This window comes from Clostridium saudiense (assembly GCF_000577815.1).
Taxonomy (GTDB): domain Bacteria; phylum Bacillota; class Clostridia; order Clostridiales; family Clostridiaceae; genus Clostridium; species Clostridium saudiense.
On sequence record NZ_CBYM010000019.1, the window covers coordinates 40655 to 60954 of the forward strand.

12 protein-coding genes and 1 riboswitch are annotated in these 20300 nt (G+C 29.4%); all 12 genes read left to right on the forward strand.

The annotated features are described in order from the left end of the window. The first annotated feature begins 1 nt into the window (after position 1). The 12 genes from TY07_RS10410 (at position 2) to ligA (ending at position 20279) form a co-directional block, all read left to right on the forward strand. Positions 2-1276 carry a PilW family protein gene (locus TY07_RS10410; protein WP_042399215.1) on the forward strand — a complete coding sequence of 425 codons (1275 nt, stop codon included), beginning with the start codon at positions 2-4 and terminating at the stop codon, positions 1274-1276. Between the two features lie 23 nt (positions 1277-1299). After that, positions 1300-3660, forward strand: a complete 2361-nt coding sequence (locus tag TY07_RS10415; protein ID WP_042399218.1) for a hypothetical protein — start codon at positions 1300-1302, stop codon at positions 3658-3660. A gap of 388 nt (positions 3661-4048) precedes the next feature. Next, a riboswitch (purine riboswitch) is annotated at positions 4049-4146 on the forward strand. Between the two features lie 169 nt (positions 4147-4315). Then, entirely contained in the window at positions 4316-5770 is a 1455-nt protein-coding gene (guaB, locus tag TY07_RS10420) for an IMP dehydrogenase (protein ID WP_042399221.1), read from the forward strand. Between the two features lie 147 nt (positions 5771-5917). Then, complete coding sequence (gene guaA / locus TY07_RS10425; protein WP_042399225.1) at positions 5918-7459, forward strand: glutamine-hydrolyzing GMP synthase; 1542 nt, start codon at positions 5918-5920, stop codon at positions 7457-7459. Positions 7460-7741: 282 nt separating this feature from the next. Continuing rightward, positions 7742-8614, forward strand: coding sequence for a M15 family metallopeptidase (locus TY07_RS10430; protein ID WP_052330694.1), 873 nt, complete (start codon positions 7742-7744; stop codon positions 8612-8614). An 81-nt stretch (positions 8615-8695) separates the two neighbouring features. Continuing rightward, complete coding sequence (locus TY07_RS17350) at positions 8696-9307, forward strand: DUF6241 domain-containing protein (RefSeq protein WP_052330695.1); 612 nt, start codon at positions 8696-8698, stop codon at positions 9305-9307. 256 nt (positions 9308-9563) lie between these two features. After that, the gene (locus TY07_RS10440; protein ID WP_042399228.1) at positions 9564-10916 is read left to right on the forward strand and encodes a glucose-6-phosphate isomerase; all 1353 of its coding nucleotides are present in this window, start codon (positions 9564-9566) and stop codon (positions 10914-10916) included. Between the two features lie 79 nt (positions 10917-10995). Further along, positions 10996-11439, forward strand: coding sequence for a YaiI/YqxD family protein (locus TY07_RS10445; protein WP_042399233.1), 444 nt, complete (start codon positions 10996-10998; stop codon positions 11437-11439). A gap of 170 nt (positions 11440-11609) precedes the next feature. Then, positions 11610-13607 (forward strand): triple tyrosine motif-containing protein, encoded by a 1998-nt coding sequence (locus TY07_RS10450; protein WP_042399236.1) that lies wholly within the window; start codon positions 11610-11612, stop codon positions 13605-13607. Positions 13608-13729: 122 nt separating this feature from the next. Next, the gene (locus TY07_RS10455) at positions 13730-14446 is read left to right on the forward strand and encodes a pseudouridine synthase (RefSeq protein WP_042399239.1); all 717 of its coding nucleotides are present in this window, start codon (positions 13730-13732) and stop codon (positions 14444-14446) included. Between the two features lie 409 nt (positions 14447-14855). Further along, positions 14856-18266: a UvrD-helicase domain-containing protein gene (locus tag TY07_RS10460; RefSeq protein ID WP_042399242.1), complete on the forward strand. Its 3411-nt coding sequence runs from the start codon at positions 14856-14858 to the stop codon at positions 18264-18266. 27 nt (positions 18267-18293) lie between these two features. Then, entirely contained in the window at positions 18294-20279 is a 1986-nt protein-coding gene (gene ligA, locus TY07_RS10465; protein WP_042399244.1) for an NAD-dependent DNA ligase LigA, read from the forward strand. The last annotated feature ends 21 nt before the right edge of the window (positions 20280-20300 follow it).

The following is a 20300-nucleotide window of genomic DNA, read 5'->3' on the forward strand; positions in this document are numbered from 1 at the left end:
TATGAAGAAAAAGAAAAGGGGATTTACTTTAGTTGAATTAATGGCTGTTATAGCAATTGCTATGATAGTTTTGCCTATTATTTTTAGTGTTTTTAAACAGGGATATAAAATAATAAATAGAACTGAAAATAAAACTAATATTCAAAATGACTTTAGAACAGTAATTATGAATATTGAAAATGAAATTACAGGTGTTGAAGTAAATAATATAATAGGATATCTAGATGTTGGAGTAATTCAAGTATTGAATGAAGCATCAATACAATATGATGGACAGATTTATACAGGAAGATATATTGTAGATATAGTTACTGAAAAGAAAGTTTTTCTTGAAGTTGATGTTAGTGGGAAAAAGGAATTATGGAAGAGTGATTACGTTAATAAGAGTATTAATTCTGGAATAGCATATTATGAGCTTAGTAATAACAAGGTGTTAGCAAAAGATTTAGATAATTCCACAACTATAGTTGCTAGAAATAATAATGGTATATTAACTTTTAATATGGATGAAACTAATATTTCATCAGAATATTATGGGGGGGTTAAGACAACAGAAAATGATGATATTAATATGAATGTTACTAATACTGGTTTGGGAAATAGTGGTGGAAGTAGGCAACCAATTCTACTCGCAAACTCTGTAGATGGAATAGTAAGTATAAATAGTAATAATAAGGAGGTGTTTTTTGACACTAAAAAATTGGATAATTATTATGTTGTTAATAGTAAAATATATAACCATGAAATTAGTAATAGTGCTTATGGAATACATCAAAATAAAGGGGAGGGAATAAATATCCCAATATTTAACTTTGAGTACAAATCATCTATTGTTTTGGAAACAATAGATGAAAACTTATATTTTGATAAAGTAAATGGTTCAAGAGTAGAAAAAATAAAGATAACTGATTTAGGAATATCAGATGAAATTAAGGTGGTTGGCGAAGGAATTAGATACTTTACTGTAAATGATTATAAGGTTTATTTAGTTAATGCTAATAAATTGATTATAAATAATAGCACTACTAATAATTTGAAATGGAACAAACTTCAATTAACAGATACGATAATAATATGTACTGGAAATATAGAAATAAATAATTCAGAATATTGCAGTACCAATTTAAGTGGAAGTATGATAGCTGGTAAAAATATTTATGTAAATAATACAAATGGTACATTATTGATGTATGCCGAAAGTGAAAAAAGATTAAGAATTAGTGAAGCTACTATTATAAAAATAAAAAATAAAATCAGTTCATGTTCTTTAAAATGATAAATCGAATGGGAGGAGACATAATGAAAAAAAATGGTTCAGCATTAGCTTATGTATTAATTTTATTATCGGCATTACTTATTGTTTGTACGGGAGTATCAAGTTATGTAATTGGTACTACAAAATTAAATAAGAGTTATAGTACTATTATTGATAGTAACTTAGATTTGGATTCAGCAGTAAATGTTGCTAGAGAGTATATTATATCTGAAATTACTAAAAAGAAAAATACAATATTAAATGAAGCGGATATAGATAATATAAAGCATGATATTAATGACTCTACATATAATGATGCTAAAAAATCAAATGATATTATAAAATCATTGAATAGTATAATTCACATAACTAGGAACGGAATGTGGCCAAGCTATACATATGAAATAAAAGCAACTGATAATGAAGGGAAAAAAAGTGTATATCAAAATATTTATTTTAATGTTGTTTTAGATATTGTATCTTCAGGTGATACTGCTACAGCGCCGTATAATATACCAAAACAAAATAATGAATTGGTAGATTTAAATATACCTGAATGGGATAATAGTAAAGCTAATAATGTTGGAGATAAGGTAATATATAATGGGATTGTATATGTCGCAAGAAATTCGACAGGAGCTAACAGTAATAATCCACCAGATTTATATGGAAATTGGATACCGGTAAATGATCCTATTGAGTGGAGTAATAAACTTGCATATACTACAGGATTCAAGACTGTATACAAGGGAGTTTTATACGAGGCAACAAGTGATATAAGTAATAGTAACAATAATCCACAGTATTGGGGGGATTGGAGACCAGTATCTGATGAACCTTTAGAGTGGATGAGTACTAAGAAATATTTAAAAGGTGATAGGGTCATATATAATGGATTTTTATATGAAGCCATACATGACATAAGTAATAGTGGTAATGATCCTGATAAATTTAACAATTGGAAAAAAATATCTGATGAACCTTTAGAATGGTCAAACACTTTAGTATATTACACTGGTGATTTAGTTGTTCATAAAGGGGTGCTATATAAAGCTAAAAAAGATCTTAGTAATCAAGACAACAGTCCAGATAAATTTGATAATTGGGAGATTATATCAGATTGGCCATTAGAATGGAGCCCAACATTATCATATAAAAAAGATACAATTGTTACTTATGAAGGAATATTATATAAAGCAAACTCAGATATATCTAACAGTAGTAATAAGCCATATAAATATAGCTCATGGGAAATAATTTCTGAATATCCTACAGAATTTAATAGTGAAAAGGCATATAAAAAGGATAGTCAAGTTATATATAATGGTGTATTATATAAGGCTAATTCTGATATATCAAATTCTTCTGGATACCCAGGAGGAAATAGTAACTGGGGAGTAGTAGAAGCTAATTCAAGAAAATATTGGACTAGTAGTGATCCGAACTTTAGTCAAGGTGATGAAGTAATATATAATGGCTATAAGTACAAAGCTAGATATGATACAAGTGAAAAACCAGATGAAGGATATAGTTGGGAAATATTAAGTGATAATGTACCATATTGGATTTCAACTAAAGGCTATAAAAAAGGTGAATCTATTGTATATAATGGTGTTTTATATACAGCTAAAGCTGATACACAAGGTGATAATCCATTAACTGAACTTGTATGGAAAGTTACTGGGGCTAATCCTCAAGAATGGGTTAGTGGTAAAAGGTATAAAGTCGGAGAGATTGTTAAGTATGGTAGTTTTCAATACAAGGCGGTTAATGCTACAATTCAGGAGCCTTCATTAAATGAAGATTGGCAATTAATTAGCAGTAGACCATATTATTATGTTACAGGAAAGAAGTATGAAAAAGGGGATATTGTAACATATAATGGTGAGGTATATGAATATATAGATAATGATGCGAAATCGGTTGAACCAAGACCAGATGCTAAAGAGTGGCATATAAAAACAGATACGGATAGTATACCTTATTGGAGGAATACAAATTTTATCGTTGGAGATAAAGTAATGTATAATGGTATTATTTATGAAGCTTTAACTAATATATCATATTCAAGTAATTCTAGTAGTATAAAATATCCAAATGAAGGATATGAGTGGAGTATAGTTACAGATGATGCATTATATTGGATTAATGGAAAAGGATATTTTAAGGGGCAGAAGGTAGTGTATAATAATATTGTTTATATAGTAACAGCTGATAAAACTTTATCTAATCCAAGTGAAGGATATGATTGGGATATTGAAGGTGATTATCCTCAATATTGGTTATCTAAAAAGGGATATAAACAAGGTGAGTGTGTAGTATATGACAAGCAGATATATGAGGCTTTAAGAAGCAATTCAGAAAAAAAACCATCTGAGAATCCACAGGATTGGAAGTTAAAATAATAATTTAATTAACGTAATAAATAATATTATCATTACAAAAGCAAGTTTTATGTTTAATACATAGAACTTGCTTTTTTATAATAAAATTATTTAAAGATACAAAACTAGATTATTAAAAAATAAAATAACAAATAATTATTAATAATAAGTTTTATAATAAAACAAATATATTAAGGTGAAGTTTGTTAGTATTTAATAAGAATTGAAATAATAATTTATCATAAAATAAGTAGAGATATTAACAAAATTACTAAAAATGAACAATAAGATATTTATAAATGCTAATAATATACCACAAAGATGGTAAATATATTATTAGCATTTATTTGTTTCAATTTATTATATTGACAAGCCATAAACCATAAACTATAATAATAAAAAGCGAAAAAACACGAATAATAAAACAACTCATATAAACCCTGAATATGGCAGGGTGTTTCTACTGAAAACCTTAAATTTTCATCTATGAGTGAGTTTGATATACTTACCTAAACACGAATAATGTATAGGGTAAAAGCATATTAATGTTCACTTATAGATAGCGGACTTAATATGCTTTTTTTTATTTGATTAACCCCAAAAATAAATAATCAGATATAAAATGCATTTATTACATAAATATAAAGATAAATAATTATGATAGGAGAGATTAAGTATGGCAAGAATATTAAAAACAGCTTACACATTTGATGATGTATTACTAGTACCAAACAAATCAGAGGTTTTACCAAATCAAGTTTCATTAAAAACTCAATTAACAAAGACAATAACACTAAACATACCACTAATGAGTGCAAGTATGGATACTGTTACTGAATCTAAGATGGCAATTGCAATGGCTAGAGAAGGCGGAATCGGAATAATACACAAAAACATGACAATTGAAGATCAAGCAAAAGAAGTTGATAGAGTTAAGAGACAAGAAAATGGAGTAATTACAGATCCAATATTCTTGAATGAAGACCATACAGTAAGAGAAGCATTAGAATTAATGTCTCAATATAGAATCTCAGGTGTTCCAGTTACAAGAGGAACTCAATTAGTAGGAATCATAACTAACAGAGACATAGTTTTTGAAACAAACTATGATAAAGTAATTTCAGAAGTTATGACTAAGAGTCCATTAGTAACAGCTCCAGAAGGAACAACATTAGAAGAAGCTTTAGAAATATTAAAGACTCATAAAATAGAAAAATTACCTTTAGTTGATTCAGAAAACAACTTAAAAGGTCTTATAACAATAAAGGATATAGAAAAAGTTAGAGCATATCCAAACGCAGCAAAGGATTCAAGAGGAAGACTGCTTTGTGGAGCATCAGTTGGAATAACTAATGATATGATGGATAGAGTTGATGCCTTAGTTAAAGCTCAAGTTGACGTTATTACATTAGATACAGCTCACGGTCACTCTAAAGGAGTTATTGATGGTGTTAAAAAGATAAAAGCTAAATATCCTGATCTTCAAATAATTGCTGGTAATGTTGCTACTGCAGAAGCTACAAGAGATTTAGCTGAAGCTGGAGCTGACTGTATAAAGGTTGGTATTGGACCAGGATCAATTTGTACAACAAGAATAGTTGCTGGGGTAGGGGTTCCTCAATTAACTGCAGTTATGGATTGTGCTGAAGAAGGAAGAAAACATGGAGTTCCAGTAATTGCTGATGGTGGACTTAAGTATTCAGGAGATATAGTTAAGGCTTTAGCTGGTGGAGCTTGTGCTTGTATGATGGGATCAATGCTTGCTGGTTGTGAAGAAGCACCAGGTGAAATGGAAATATATCAAGGAAGAAGTTATAAAGTTTATAGAGGAATGGGTTCTTTAGGGGCTATGGAGAAAGGTTCTTCTGATAGATACTTCCAAAATGGTACTAAGAAATTTGTTCCAGAAGGTGTTGAAGGAAGAGTTGCATATAAGGGACCAGTAGCTGATACTTTATACCAATTAATAGGTGGAATAAGATCAGGTATGGGATACCTTGGAGCTCCAACTTTAGAAGATTTATTTGAAAATGCTGGATTTGTTGTTCAAACTGCATCAGGAATAAGAGAAAGTCATCCACATGATATAAATATAACTAAGGAAGCACCAAATTATAGTGTTAGAGAATAGTTTGGATGGTTAATAGTTAATAGTTCTTAGTTAATAGTTAGATATGGAAACTCCTTTTTGGAGTTTCTGTGTTTAGATTTTAACATTTTTGTTGAAAAGTGTATAATTTTACGAGATAATTAAAGAAAAAACATTAGGAGGATTCTAATGAGTAGAGAATTAGTATTAGTACTTGACTTTGGTGGTCAATATAATCAATTAATTGCAAGAAGAGTTAGAGAGTGTAATGTATATTGTGAGGTTCATCCTTATAATTTAAGCGTTGAAAAAATAAGAGAAATGAACCCAAAAGGAATAATCTTCACTGGAGGGCCAAACAGTGTATATGGTGAAAATTCTCCTTTATGTGATAAGTCTATATTTGAATTAGGAATACCTGTACTTGGTATTTGCTATGGTTCACAACTTATGTCTCATGTACTTGGAGGAAAAGTTGCTACTGCGCCTGTAAGTGAATATGGTAAGACAGAAGTTGCTGTTGATGTTGAATCAAAATTATTTGAAGGTGTTGCACCATCAACAATTTGTTGGATGAGTCACACTGATTACATAGAAAGAGCTCCAGAAGGATTTAAAATTATAGGAAATACTCCTGTTTGTCCAGTTGCAGCTATGGAATGTGCAGAAAAGAACTTATATGCAGTTCAATTCCATCCAGAAGTTATGCATACTCAAGAAGGAACTAAGATGTTATCAAACTTTGTTTATAACATTTGTAAGTGTTCTGGAGATTGGAAAATGGATTCATTTGTTGAAAAGACAATTGAAGAAATAAGAGAAAAAGTAGGAAATGGTAAAGCTTTATGTGCATTATCAGGTGGAGTTGACTCATCTGTTGCAGCAGTTTTATTATCAAAAGCTATTGGAAAGCAGTTAACTTGTGTATTTGTTGACCATGGTTTACTTAGAAAAAATGAGGGAGATGAAGTAGAAGCTATATTTGGACCAGAAGGTCAATATGACTTAAACTTTATTAGAGTTAATGCTCAAGAAAGATTCTATGAGGCTCTTGCTGGGGTAGAAGATCCAGAAACTAAGAGAAAAATCATAGGTGAAGAATTCATTAGAGTATTTGAAGAAGAAGCTAAGAAAATTGGAGCTGTGGACTTCTTAGTTCAAGGTACAATTTATCCAGATATAATTGAAAGTGGATTAGGAGATTCAGCTGTAATTAAGTCTCACCACAATGTTGGAGGACTTCCTGATTACGTTGATTTCAAAGAAATAATCGAACCATTAAGATTATTATTTAAAGACGAAGTTAGAAAAGCTGGTTTAGAGCTTAATATACCAGAACATTTAGTATACAGACAACCATTCCCAGGACCAGGACTTGGTATTAGAATTATTGGTGAAGTAACTGCTGAAAAAGTAAGAATAGTTCAAGATGCAGATGCTATTTATAGAGAAGAAATAGCTAAGGCTGGACTTGATAAAGAAATCGGTCAATACTTTGCAGCTTTAACTAATATGAGATCTGTAGGAGTTATGGGTGATGAAAGAACTTATGATTATGCAATTGCTTTAAGAGCTGTAACTACAAGTGATTTCATGACAGCAGAATCTGCTGATTTACCATGGGAAGTTCTTGGAAAAGTAACTACTAGAATAGTAAATGAAGTTAATGGTGTAAACAGAGTAATGTATGATTGTACAGGAAAACCACCTGCAACTATTGAATTTGAATAATAAATAAAATTCTCGGAATGTCTTTTATTAAGCATTCCGAGTTTTTTTATTTACAATATTGAAAGTTGTATGGAAAAAACAATTAAAATGTGTTAAAATTTAACAGTAAGTGCGTGATGAAATTTAATAATGGACATAATTTTTACTATGATAATTATAAAGCAGATAGGGTAAAATCTTATCTGCTTTTTTAGAAAATTACTAGAAAAAGGTTGTGAAAAGTATTATAGTAAAAACTATGGTAATATATACCAAATATTATAGTGTTAATAGGAGGAGGATATGAATAATAGAAATGAGGTTAATAAATTAAAAATAATGTCCTGTTGGATATTTGTAGTTGTTGCAATTGCATTAGGAATTAGAAACGTAAGTGATAATAATATAGATAATAATAAAAGTAGTGTTAATAGTAGCAAGAAAAATGAAAGTATAGAGGAGATAAATAATAAAGAGGGTTTGTTAGCAAAGTCTAGAAGTCAAGAGCAGAATAAATCTTTTAGTACAGATAGTGATACTTTAAAAAGTAATGAAATTAAAAGATTAGAAGGTATATTGAATGATGAATTATTTATATTAGTAAATGAAAATAATAAACTTGAGGATGATTATGTGCCTAGTACTTTGGTTGAGTCAGATATAGCTTTTGAAGGGTATATTGAATGTAAGCAGTTAGATGAGAGGACAAGTAATGCAGCAAAGGAAATGTTTAATGCTGCGTTGAATGATAATGTTAATCTTATAGCTATTTCTGGATATAGAAGTTATAGCGTTCAAGAAAATTTATATAATTCAAGAGTAGAAGTAAAAGGAGTTGAAAAAACTAGACAATATACAGCTGAGGCAGGTGCATCAGAACATCAAACAGGATTGGCGATTGACATAGTGTGTAATGATTATCCATACTTAGATGAGGGTTTTGAAAATACTGATGCATTTAAGTGGCTATATAATAATTGCTATAAGTATGGTTTTATTCTTAGGTATCAAAAGGGAAAGGAAGATATTACAGGATATAACTATGAACCATGGCATTTTAGATATATTGGAAATGCTAATATAGCTAAAGATATTATGGATAGAGGGATTTGTTTTGAAGAATTTATTAATGAAGTGAATTTTCAAATAGAAGAACTTAAGGGTGTAAGTAACTAGGTAAAAAGTATTTTATTAAATATTAATATGTTGATATTGATTTAAGTTATAGTTAAGAGAAGAAGTGAAAGGAGTATTGATATGGGAAAAGATGAAATGGAAAATAAGGATAAAGAAAAAATAGAAGAATTTAAAACTGTTGATGCAAAAGAATATGAAAATGACTATGAGGAAGATGAAGATGATTATGAAGAAGGAAGTTCTAAAGCAAAAAAAGCTATAATAATTATAATTGTTTTAATATTATCGCTTTCAACTGTTGCTGTTTTATGGGCAAATGGATATGAAATAGTTAATTTTGCTTTGAACAAGGTAAGTGAATCAAAAAATGAGGTAGAAATACAAGAAGAAAATGTTGATAACACAGAAGAGAATATTACAGCTGAAGCTGTTGATATTAACACAATATATGATATGATTCATCGTATGGCAAATACTATAATAATAGCTGAAGATGGTAACATATGGGGAAAAGATGAGATAACTGAAGATAACATAGATAAAGTTTTATATCAGCTAAATGGTAGAGATGAATATCTTGATACAGAATTAAAGAAGTGGAAAGGGTTAGATTTTTCTAATGGTGTAGAAGTTCATAATTATGTATGGACAAAACTTGGTGGAACTATAGGTAAGGCAAAATCGTTAGATGAGCAAAGTATAGAAACTATTGTTAACTCTTTAAGTGAATAATCTAATTATATTTATGAATATAATATATATGGATATGCATATAAGAATTAATGATAAATAATTTATAAATTTCTATAAAAATAAGGAATTTATAGTGTAGGATTACAAAAATTATTTTAGGTCTTGAAAAGTCGGAAAGTAATATCGTATAATGTCGTCAAAATAGATAAATAATTTGGGTTTAAATTGTTAGCATAAGATAAATTATGATATAATAAAAAATGTTAAAAATACCACAATATTCGGAGGTAAAATTATGAAAAATGGTTTAAGTTTAGATTTATCAAAAGTTCAACCATATGCATCTTTGGCTGAATTAGATAAAATGGAAGGTATGGTTAATTTTGCTCACAATACTGTTCATGAAGGAACTGGTGCAGGGAGCGACTTTTTAGGATGGTTAGACCTACCTGTAAATTATGATAAAGAGGAATTTGCAAGAATTAAAGTTGCAGCTAACAAAATTAAAGAAAATTCAGATGTATTAATAGTTATTGGTATTGGTGGATCATATTTAGGAGCAAGAGCTGCTATAGAAGGGTTAACAAATAACTTTTATAATATGTTACCAAATAATGCAAGAAAGACACCTAAGGTATTCTTCGTAGGAAATAACATAAGTTCAACATATATTAGCGATTTATTTGAAGCTATTGAAGGGTTAGATGTTTCTGTTAATGTTATATCTAAATCTGGTACAACTACTGAGCCAGCTATAGCTTTCAGAATGTTCAAAGACTTCATGGAAAAGAAATATGGAGTTGATGGAGCTAAGGAAAGAATATTTGCTACTACTGATAAAGAAAGAGGAGCATTAAAAGGATTAGCTGACACTATGGGTTACGAAACATTTGTAGTTCCTGATGATGTTGGTGGAAGATTCTCAGTATTAACAGCTGTTGGGTTATTACCAATCGCAGTTGCTGGAATTGATATAGATGAATTAATGCAAGGAGCTGCTGATGCTAGAGAAAAATACTCTAACCCATCATTAAAAGATAATGATTGTTATAAGTATGCAGCTATGAGAAATGCATTATACAATAAAGGAAAGAATGTAGAAGTTTTAGTTAACTATGAACCTTCATTACACTATTTTAATGAATGGTGGAAGCAATTATATGGAGAATCAGAAGGTAAAGATCAAAAGGGTATATTCCCAGCTGCTGTTGATTTCTCAACAGACTTACATTCAATGGGACAATTCATTCAAGATGGTAGCAGAATAATGTTTGAAACAGTTCTTAATGTAGAAAAAGCTACAAAAGAACTTACTATAGAAGAAGTTGAAGGAAATATTGATGGATTAAACTTCTTAGCTGGTAAGACAGTTGACTTTGTTAATAAACAAGCATTCAACGGAACATTATTAGCTCACTGTGATGGTGGAGTTCCTAACATGATTTTAAATATTCCAGAATTAACACCATATTACTTTGGACAATTAGTTTACTTCTTCGAAAAAGCTTGTGCAATTAGTGGTTATCTTTTAGGAGTTAATCCATTTGACCAACCAGGTGTTGAAGCATACAAGAAGAATATGTTTGCTTTACTTGGTAAACCAGGATTCGAAGATTTAAAAGCTGAATTAGAAGCAAGACTTAAGTAAGCCTCCAAATTTTATATTTGGCAAGGCGAACTTACTCCTTTGACGATGGGAAAAGGAGTTTACCTTAAGTTTTAGTACAATGAAGATTATTGTTGATGGAGATGCCTGTCCTGGTATCTCCATTATTGTAAATATAGCAAAGGAATATGGATTAGAGCTTATAATATATTGTGATATTAATCACTATATAAATGTAAGCTATGGTGAAGTTAGAATTGTGGATAGTGGATTTCAGAGTGTTGATATGAAGGTTGTAAATGAATGTTTAAGTAATGATATTGTAATCTCACAAGACTATGGTGTAGCTGCCATTTGCTTAGGGAAAAAAGCTAGTGTAATTAGTCCAAAGGGATATATTTATACTAATGAAAATATAGGTGCTATGCTTGAACAAAGACATTTATCTCAAAAGATAAGAAGAGGCGGTGGAAAGACACCAAATGCAAAGAAAAGGTCTTATGAAGATGACGATAGATTACGAAAAAATTTATTATATTTAATAAAAGAAAAAAATATAGGATAAACTGTAGAAAAATATCTATAGTTTGTTCTTTTTTTTATACTTTCATAGACAAATTTCAGTTTTTATTTTGCAAAGTAAAGAGTATAATTTATATAGAAAATTATGTAAAACGATAAAGCTATGTAAAGTGATTAACTTAATTATAGATAATATGGTGAGGGGGAAGAAAAATGAAAGAGGTACTAATTGATTTTGACAATAAAAGCCCTGCTGATTTGAACGAGAGTGTAAATATTACAGCATTTTCAACTGAAAATGATGATGTTGAATATAAATTTATAGAAGGATTAGAAGGAATTTGGAAGCCTATACAGGATTTTTCTAAAAGCAATATATGTACATGGAAACCCTCTAAGCCAGGAAGATACATGATAATGGTTCAAGGAAAATCAACTTCATGTAAGAAATCATACGATTATCTTGGGAAATCAGAATATGAAGTTATAGAAAATGAGAAGTTGATAAAAGAAGTAGAAGTTAATAATAAAATAAGAGTAGGTGAAAAATCTACGATAAGTGTAACTTCTAAGGAAGATTTAGTATTATATAGATTTTGGGTTAATGGAGAAAAGGATTGGGAAATTCTAAGGGATTATAGCACTGAGAGAGAATATATTTTTACTGGAGTTGAAGCTGGCAATTTTGAAATATTAATAGAATGTAAAAAGATAGATTCTGAAAGAAATGTAGATGATTTTACTACTGTTAAGATTGAAGTTAATGAATTAGATAAAATAGAAATTACTAATTTTGAATGCTTAACAAACAATAAGTTAGTAAATGAAGAATTAATTTTTAAGGTGGAATCAAATTATCAGCAAAATAGGCCATTACTATATAAATTTTTGAAGGTAAATAAGGAAGGAAAGGTTATTTGTATTCAAGATTTTTCTTCTAGAAGCATAGTCACGTTTAAAGAAAAGGTTCCTGGTCAATATAAATTATTATGTTTAGTAAGGGATATGTTTTCATCAAAAAGTTTTGATGATAGGGCTGTTATATTATATAACGTTGATCCGTATGAAGAAATTAAAATTAGGAGTTTTAAAAGTGATGTTAAATCACCACAAGCAGCTGGAACTGTTATTAATTTAAAGGCAGATGTTGATGGAGGAAGAGAATTATTATATAGATATATAATAGAAGGGCCTATTTCTGAAGATAGTGGATATATTAGAGGAAATGAGTGTGTTTGGGAACCTAGAGATGAGGGCAAATATAAAATAACATTAAAAGTTAAAGATATTTCATTTGAAGGTGATCATGAGGATATTACTTCTATTCAATATGAAATTTTTAATAAGGGAGAAAAGCCAGTTAGAATATCTGATGTTAAGTGTGATAAGGGCAGAAAGTGTATAATTGGAGATAAAATAAATATTAAAGTAAAAACTGATGGTGGTATAAAACCTCTTTATAAATTTACAATTTATAAAGAAGGAATTCAAAAAGAAAGTATAGATTATGGAATAAATAATTGGATTGATTTTATTCCAGCTGAATCAGGAACATATGAAGTAGATATTAAAGTTAAAGATGAATTTTCTTCAAGGCCATATGATGCATCAACATCATTATTTATAGATGCAAAGGATTATATAGCAGCGGATATTGATTATGTATTATTAAATAGTAAGGAAATTTATTTAGTAGATGATATTATTAATGTTGAAGCAATAGTTAAAAATACTAAAGATGTTTTAGTTAAATTTGTTACAAAGATAAATGGATATGAGGTAGAAAATACTGGATTTGTAACAGAAAAAGCAATAAAAATAAAGCCGAAATGTCCTGGAAAATATTCATTTGTAATTTATGCGAAAAATGTGAAGTCTACTGAAGAATATGATAGTAAAAAAGAGGTTTCTATCTATGTTCAAGAAGTAACTCCTGTTAATTCTACTAAAATACAGCTTTACTCTGATGAATTCAAAATAGGACAAGAAGTAACTTTTGAAGCAACATCACATGGTGGAAAAGAAGTTTGTTATGAATTTTATATTATGATAAATGGAGAATGGGTATTATCTCAAAGTTATAGTAGAAAGAGTTACTATACATTTGTTCCATTTAAAAATGGAAGTTATAGAGTTTTAGTATTAGCTAAGAGTTTCCATAAAGATATTCCTTATGAAGATTATGATACAATAGAATTTGAAGTAAAATAAGAAATGCCGTTTTAATGGAACATTCATATTTTGAAGGTTCTATTGAAGCGGTACTTTTAATTTCTTGCATTTGTGGAATATTAATAATAGAATAAGCTATATAAAGTTTAACGAGGTGTTGTATGGAAAGACTAGATAAGGTACTGTCTAATTTAGGATATGGTACAAGAAAAGAACTTAAGAAAATTTGCAGAAGTGGATTAGTTGAAGTTAACGGAGAAATAGCTAAGGATAGTGGAATGCAAGTTGATCCTGAAAAAGATAAAATAATAATTAATGGTGAAGAAATATTTTATAGAAAATTTATTTATTTAATGATGAACAAACCAGAAGGGGTTGTTTCAGCTACATATGATAACAGAGATGAAACTGTTGTTGATTTATTAGAAATTGATCATCAAGTATTTGAACCATTCCCAGTTGGAAGATTAGATAAGGATACAGTAGGGTTATTATTATTAACTAATGATGGAGAATTAAATCATAGATTAATTTCTCCTAAATGGAAAGTTGATAAAGTTTATTACGCAAAAATAGATAAAAAAGTAACTGATGAAGATGTTGCAAAATTTAAAGCTGGAATTACTTTAGATGATGGTTATTTATGTAAAGAAGCAAAGCTTGAAATATTAAATGCAACTGATGAAGGTTCAGAAGTTATGGTAACTATTCAAGAAGGAAAATTCCATCAAGTTAAGAGAATGTTTGAAGCTGTTGGTAAGAGCGTTGTATATCTAAAAAGAACAGAATTTGGAACTTTACCTTTAGATGAAGATTTAGAAGAAGGCGAATATAGAGAGTTAACAGAAGAGGAATTAGCCATTTTAAAGAGCTTTTAACGAAAGAAAACAAAAAATGATAGAATAACATTCATGATGTTAAAAATCAGCAAGATATTTTTCAAAAATCCCTTGCAATATAATTTTTTCTCTACTATAATATTAATGCAAGGATAAATAAAAGGAATTAAATAGCCCCCTTTTTATTTATTGCTTATTGCTGAAGCGCAACCTGGCCCCAAGGGTTGCGTTTTTTTGCGTTCTTTTTTAAATTTGCAATTTTTGGAGTGGAAATTTGATAAATAAACAGGGTATAAAAACCATAAAATTCCATAAACATACAATTAAATTTTTATTTTAAGGTAATAATATATACTGTTATGCTATAATAAGCTTTAGATAGATTATACGTTCGATTTGATTTTGAAGGTATTTGACTTAGATATGTTTTTGAAGGGAGGATGTTCTTTTGGATTTAAAATCTTTATTAAACAAAGAACAATATGAAGGCGCAGTAACTGTGGATGGACCTGTACTTATTTTAGCAGGAGCAGGTTCAGGAAAAACTAGAGTTTTAACTTATAGAATGGCTCATATGATAGAAGATCTTAATATCTTTCCATATAAAATCTTAGCTATTACTTTTACTAATAAGGCTGCAAAGGAAATGCAGGAAAGAGTTCAGGCTATTATAGGAGATAAGGCCAAAGATATGTGGATTTCAACATTCCACTCTACTTGTGTGAGAATATTAAGAAGAGAAATTGAAAAGTTAGGATATAAAAAGAATTTTACTATATATGATGGAACAGATCAAAAGACACTTATAAAAGAATGTATAAAAATTCTTCAAATTAATGATAAAGAAATTACTGAACAAGAAATAATGGGTAAGATAAGCAAAGCAAAAGATAATATGCAAAGTGCTGATTCTTATTATAGAGAACATGAATCAAACTTTAGGGAAAAGAAGATTGCTGAAGTTTATAAAATGTATCAAAAAAGATTGAAGGAAAATAATGCTTTAGATTTTGATGATTTAATTTGTAAGACTGTTGAATTATTTAAGAAAGATCCTGAGACTTTAGAGTTTTATCAAAGAAAGTTTCAATATATCATGGTAGATGAGTATCAAGATACAAATGGAGCTCAATATGAATTGGTGACTTTGCTTGCAGCTAAACATAGAAATTTATGTGTAGTAGGTGATGATGACCAATGTTTAGTTGAAGGAACATTAATAACTACAAAAGACGGAACAAAGAAAATTGAAGATTTAAAGTGTGGAGATAATATACTTGTTGCAGCTGGTAATGGAGAAACAGCTATTTTACCTATTACTGATATAAGTAAGAAACAGTATACTAATGAAGTAATTAAGGTTAGAACTGTTAATGGAAAGGTAATTAAATCAACACCAAATCATTTAACTTTTGGAAAAGTGGCATTAGAAGAAGATAAGTATTATGTTTACTTAATGTATAAAAATGGACTTGGATATAGAATAGGTCAAACCTCATCTATAAGAAGTAGAGAGAATAAAAATACTAGTGGATTAGCTGTAAGATTAAATGGAGAACAGGCAGATAAGATTTGGGTAATAAAGGTATGTGATTCTAAAGAAGATGCAACTTATTATGAACAATATTATGCTATTAAATATGGAATACCAACAGTGGTATTTAATGCAAGAGGCAGAAACATTGTTTTATCTCAAGAGAAAATAAATAAAATGTTTGAAGAAATAAATACAGTTGATGCAGCAGAAAGGCTTATGGAAGAAGAGTATTTATATAAAGAATATCCACATCATTTATGTAATGCAGTTATAAGGGAAAATTCGGTTAGAAAGAGAGTTAATATAAGCTTCTTTGCTGGTAAAAAATCTATACAAAGGGGATTATGTAGCCATAGAATTGGATTAAATTCATCAGGAGAAGAAGAAAGAGAAAAGTTTGTATCTGCTGGATTTAATGTTAGAAATGGTGAGAGAAATACCTATAGAGTAGAAACTGAAAGAGCTTTATATGATGAAGCAGAAGAATTTACAAGAAATTTAGCCGCAGTTGAAGATTTTGAAATATTAAGAAAAGCAAAATTAAGTACTGATAAGAGCTTTATGTTCATGCCAATGGGAAGTTTAAGAGAAGGTATGATAATAGCTGTAAATAATAATGGTGTAATAGAAGAAGATAGAATAGTATCTATTGAAAGAGAATTATATAGTGGATTCGTTTATGATTTAAATATAGATAATGCAAGAAACTATATTGCAAATGATATTGTAGTTCACAACTGTATCTATCAATGGAGAGGTGCAGATATTAAGAATATCCTTGGCTTTGAAAAGGATTATCCAGAAGCTAAGGTTATAAAACTTGAGCAAAATTATCGTTCAAAAGGTAATATATTAAATGCAGCTAATGTTGTTATAGTTAATAATGCAAATAGAAAAAGTAAAGTATTAAGAACTGAACAAGAATTAGGTAGTAAAATTAAAATATATAGAGCGTTTTCAGATAGTGATGAAGGTACTTTCGTAGCAAATCAAATTGAAAAAATAAAAAGAGAGCAAAATAGACAATACAAGGATTTTGCTATACTTTACAGAACAAATGCTCAGTCACGTATATTTGAAGAAAGCTTAAGAAGAGCTGCAATAGCTTATAAAATTGTTGGTGGAACAAAGTTCTATGATAGAAAAGAAATTAAAGACATGTTAAGTTACTTAAAGGTGCTTGTTAATCCTTCAGATAGTATAGCTTTAAGAAGAATTATAAATGTTCCTAAAAGAGGAATAGGAGATGCAACTATACAAAAAGTTTTAGATTTTGCTGAAAGTTATGAATTAACTTTATGGGATGCATTATCAGAAGTTAGAACTATACCAACACTAACAGCGAGAAACTGTGCTGGTATTGAAAAGTTCATGGAACTTATGGAAAATTTAATGATGATATCTGAGACTGTTCCAGTATCACATTTAATAGAAACAATTCTAGAGGATACAGGATATATTAGAGAACTTGAGGCTTCAAAGCAAATAGAAGATAAGAGTAGAATAGAAAACTTAAAAGAATTAGTATCAGATGCTGTTGATTTTGAAAAAACATATGAAGCAGAAAAGAGAAGTGGATCAGCTGATTTTGATATAAATAAAACTCAATTAGAAGCTTATTTAGAAAAGGTATCACTTGTTCAAGATACTGATAAACTTGAAGATGAAGAAGATGAAAATGGAACAGTTGTATTAATGACCATTCATAGTGCAAAGGGGTTAGAATTCCCAGTTGTATTTATGGTTGGAATGGAAAATGGAATATTCCCAGGTCAAGCTTCATTTAATAGTGATGCTGAAATGGAAGAATCAAGAAGACTTTGTTACGTTGGAATAACTAGAGCAAAAGAAACCTTATTTATGACATCTGCTGAAGTAAGAAGAGTATTTGGTAGAACTGTTGCATATCCTCAATCAGACTTTATTTCAGAAATTAAGCCAGAATTAAGAGAATATGTATCTATGACTGGAGAAACAAGAGACTTAACTCAGGGTGCAGCTAAGACACCTTCAACTAATAGATTTAAGCCAACTTATAGTAATCCACATAGTTTAAGAAGTGATTACGGAACATTTGAAAATAGAAACTTTGGTGGAAGTGGGCTATCAAGAACAAATAGTTCAACAAATTCAAATAGTTCATCTTCATTAATGACAGCAGCAGAGGCAACTATGGGAAGAAAAGTTAAGCATAATAAGTTTGGAGAAGGAACAATTGTATCAGTTGCTGATGTTAATGGAGATAAAAAATTAACTATTGCATTTGATAAACAAGGAATAAAGAACTTAATGTTATCAATGGCAAAGCTTGAACTTTTATAAATTGCCATTTAAGAAAGGAAGATTTTAATGGATAAGAAAGCTCGTATAGAAGAATTAGTTGAACTTTTAAATAAATATGCTTATGAATATTATTCTTTAGATAATCCATCAGTTACAGATAAAGAATATGATAGTAAATATGATGAATTAAAGGCTTTAGAAGAAGAAACAGGATATGTACTTCCTTATTCACCAACACAAAGAGTTGGAGATGTTACTTTACAAGGGTTTTCTAAATATACACATAAAGCTAGATTATGGAGTTTAGATAAAGCACAAAGCTTTGAAGAAATAATAGATTGGCATAATAGAAATGTTAAATTTGTAAATGAAATGAATTCTAGAGGCGAAAACTTACCGCCATTAAGATATGTAATAACAAAGAAGTTTGATGGGCTTACTATTAATTTAACTTATAATGAAGATGGAGTAATGGAAGTTGCAGCTACAAGGGGAAATGGTGAAACTGGTGAGGTAGTAACAGCTCAAGTTAAGACAATAAAATCTATTCCTTTAAAAACTTCAAAAGGAGACTTGTTTGAAGTTCATGGTGAAGCAATTATGACTACTGAAGCTTTTGAGAAATATAATGCAACATCAGAAACTCCTCTTAAGAATTTAAGAAATGGGGCAGCAGGAGCACTTAGAAATTTAAATGTTAAAGAAACAGCAAGAAGAGGACTTTCTGCGTTCTTTTATGATGTAGGTTATAAAGAAGGGCAAAACTTTAAAAGTTATGAAGAAATGTTAAACTTTATAAAGGAAAAGGGACTTCCTATGGATGCATATATAAGGTATGCAGACAATCTAGAGGATGTAAAAAAATATATAGACGAAATCAAAGATATGAGATTTGATTTAAATTATGATATTGATGGAGTAGTTATTGCTATTGATGACATAAGAACTAGAGAGCTACTTGGATATACTATTAAATTCCCAAAATGGGCAATTGCATTTAAGTTTGAAGCTCAAGAAGCTACGACTACATTATTAGATGTTGAATGGAATGTTGGTAGAAGTGGAAGAGTTGGACCAACAGCAATACTTGAACCAGTAGAACTAGCAGGGGTAACTGTAAAAAGAGCAACTTTAAACAACATGGATGATATTAAAAGAAAAGGAGTAATGATTGGAGCAGAAGTATTCATAAGAAGATCTAATGATGTTATTCCAGAAATTATGGGTGTTGTAGAAGATTCTCTAGAAAATGCTACTGAAATAAAAGTACCAGAAACTTGTCCGGCTTGTGGAAGTCATTTAGTTTTAGATGGAGCACATTATTTCTGTGAAAATACATTATCTTGTAAGCCGCAATTGGTAAAAAGTATAGTTCATTTTGCTTGTAGAGATGCTATGAATATCGAGGGATTCTCAGAAAAGACAGCAGAGCAATTGTTCGAAAAACTAGATATTAGATCAATAGCAGATTTATATAAACTTAATTTTGATGAACTATTAACTTTAGATAAATTTGGACCAAAGAAGGCTCAAAATCTTTTAGATGCAGTTGAAAGAAGTAAAACACCAGAATTATATAGATTTATATATGCACTTGGAATTCCTAATGTAGGAGTTAAAACTGCTAAAGATTTAGTAAATAAGTTTAAATCTATTGAGGGATTAAAAAATGCTACATTTGAAGAGTTAATTTCAGTCCAAGATGTTGGTGATATAGTAGCTAAATGTGTATTAGAATTTTTCCATGAAGAAAAAGTATTAAATACAATAGAAGAATTATTCAATTTAGGAGTAAAACCTATATTTGAAGAAACTGTAATAGTAGAGAGTTCTTTTAATGGTAAGACAGTTGTAGTAACAGGTACATTGCAAAATTACTCTAGAGGTGAAATAAAGGCTAAACTTGAAGGTTTAGGAGCTAAGGTTTCAGGAAGTGTAAGTAAAAAGACTGATTATGTTATTGCAGGAGAAGAGGCAGGTTCTAAATTGACTAAAGCTCAAGATTTAGGAGTTACTGTTTTAACTGAAGAAGAATTTGAAAAAATGATTTAGACATAAAAAAGTAGTTACAAA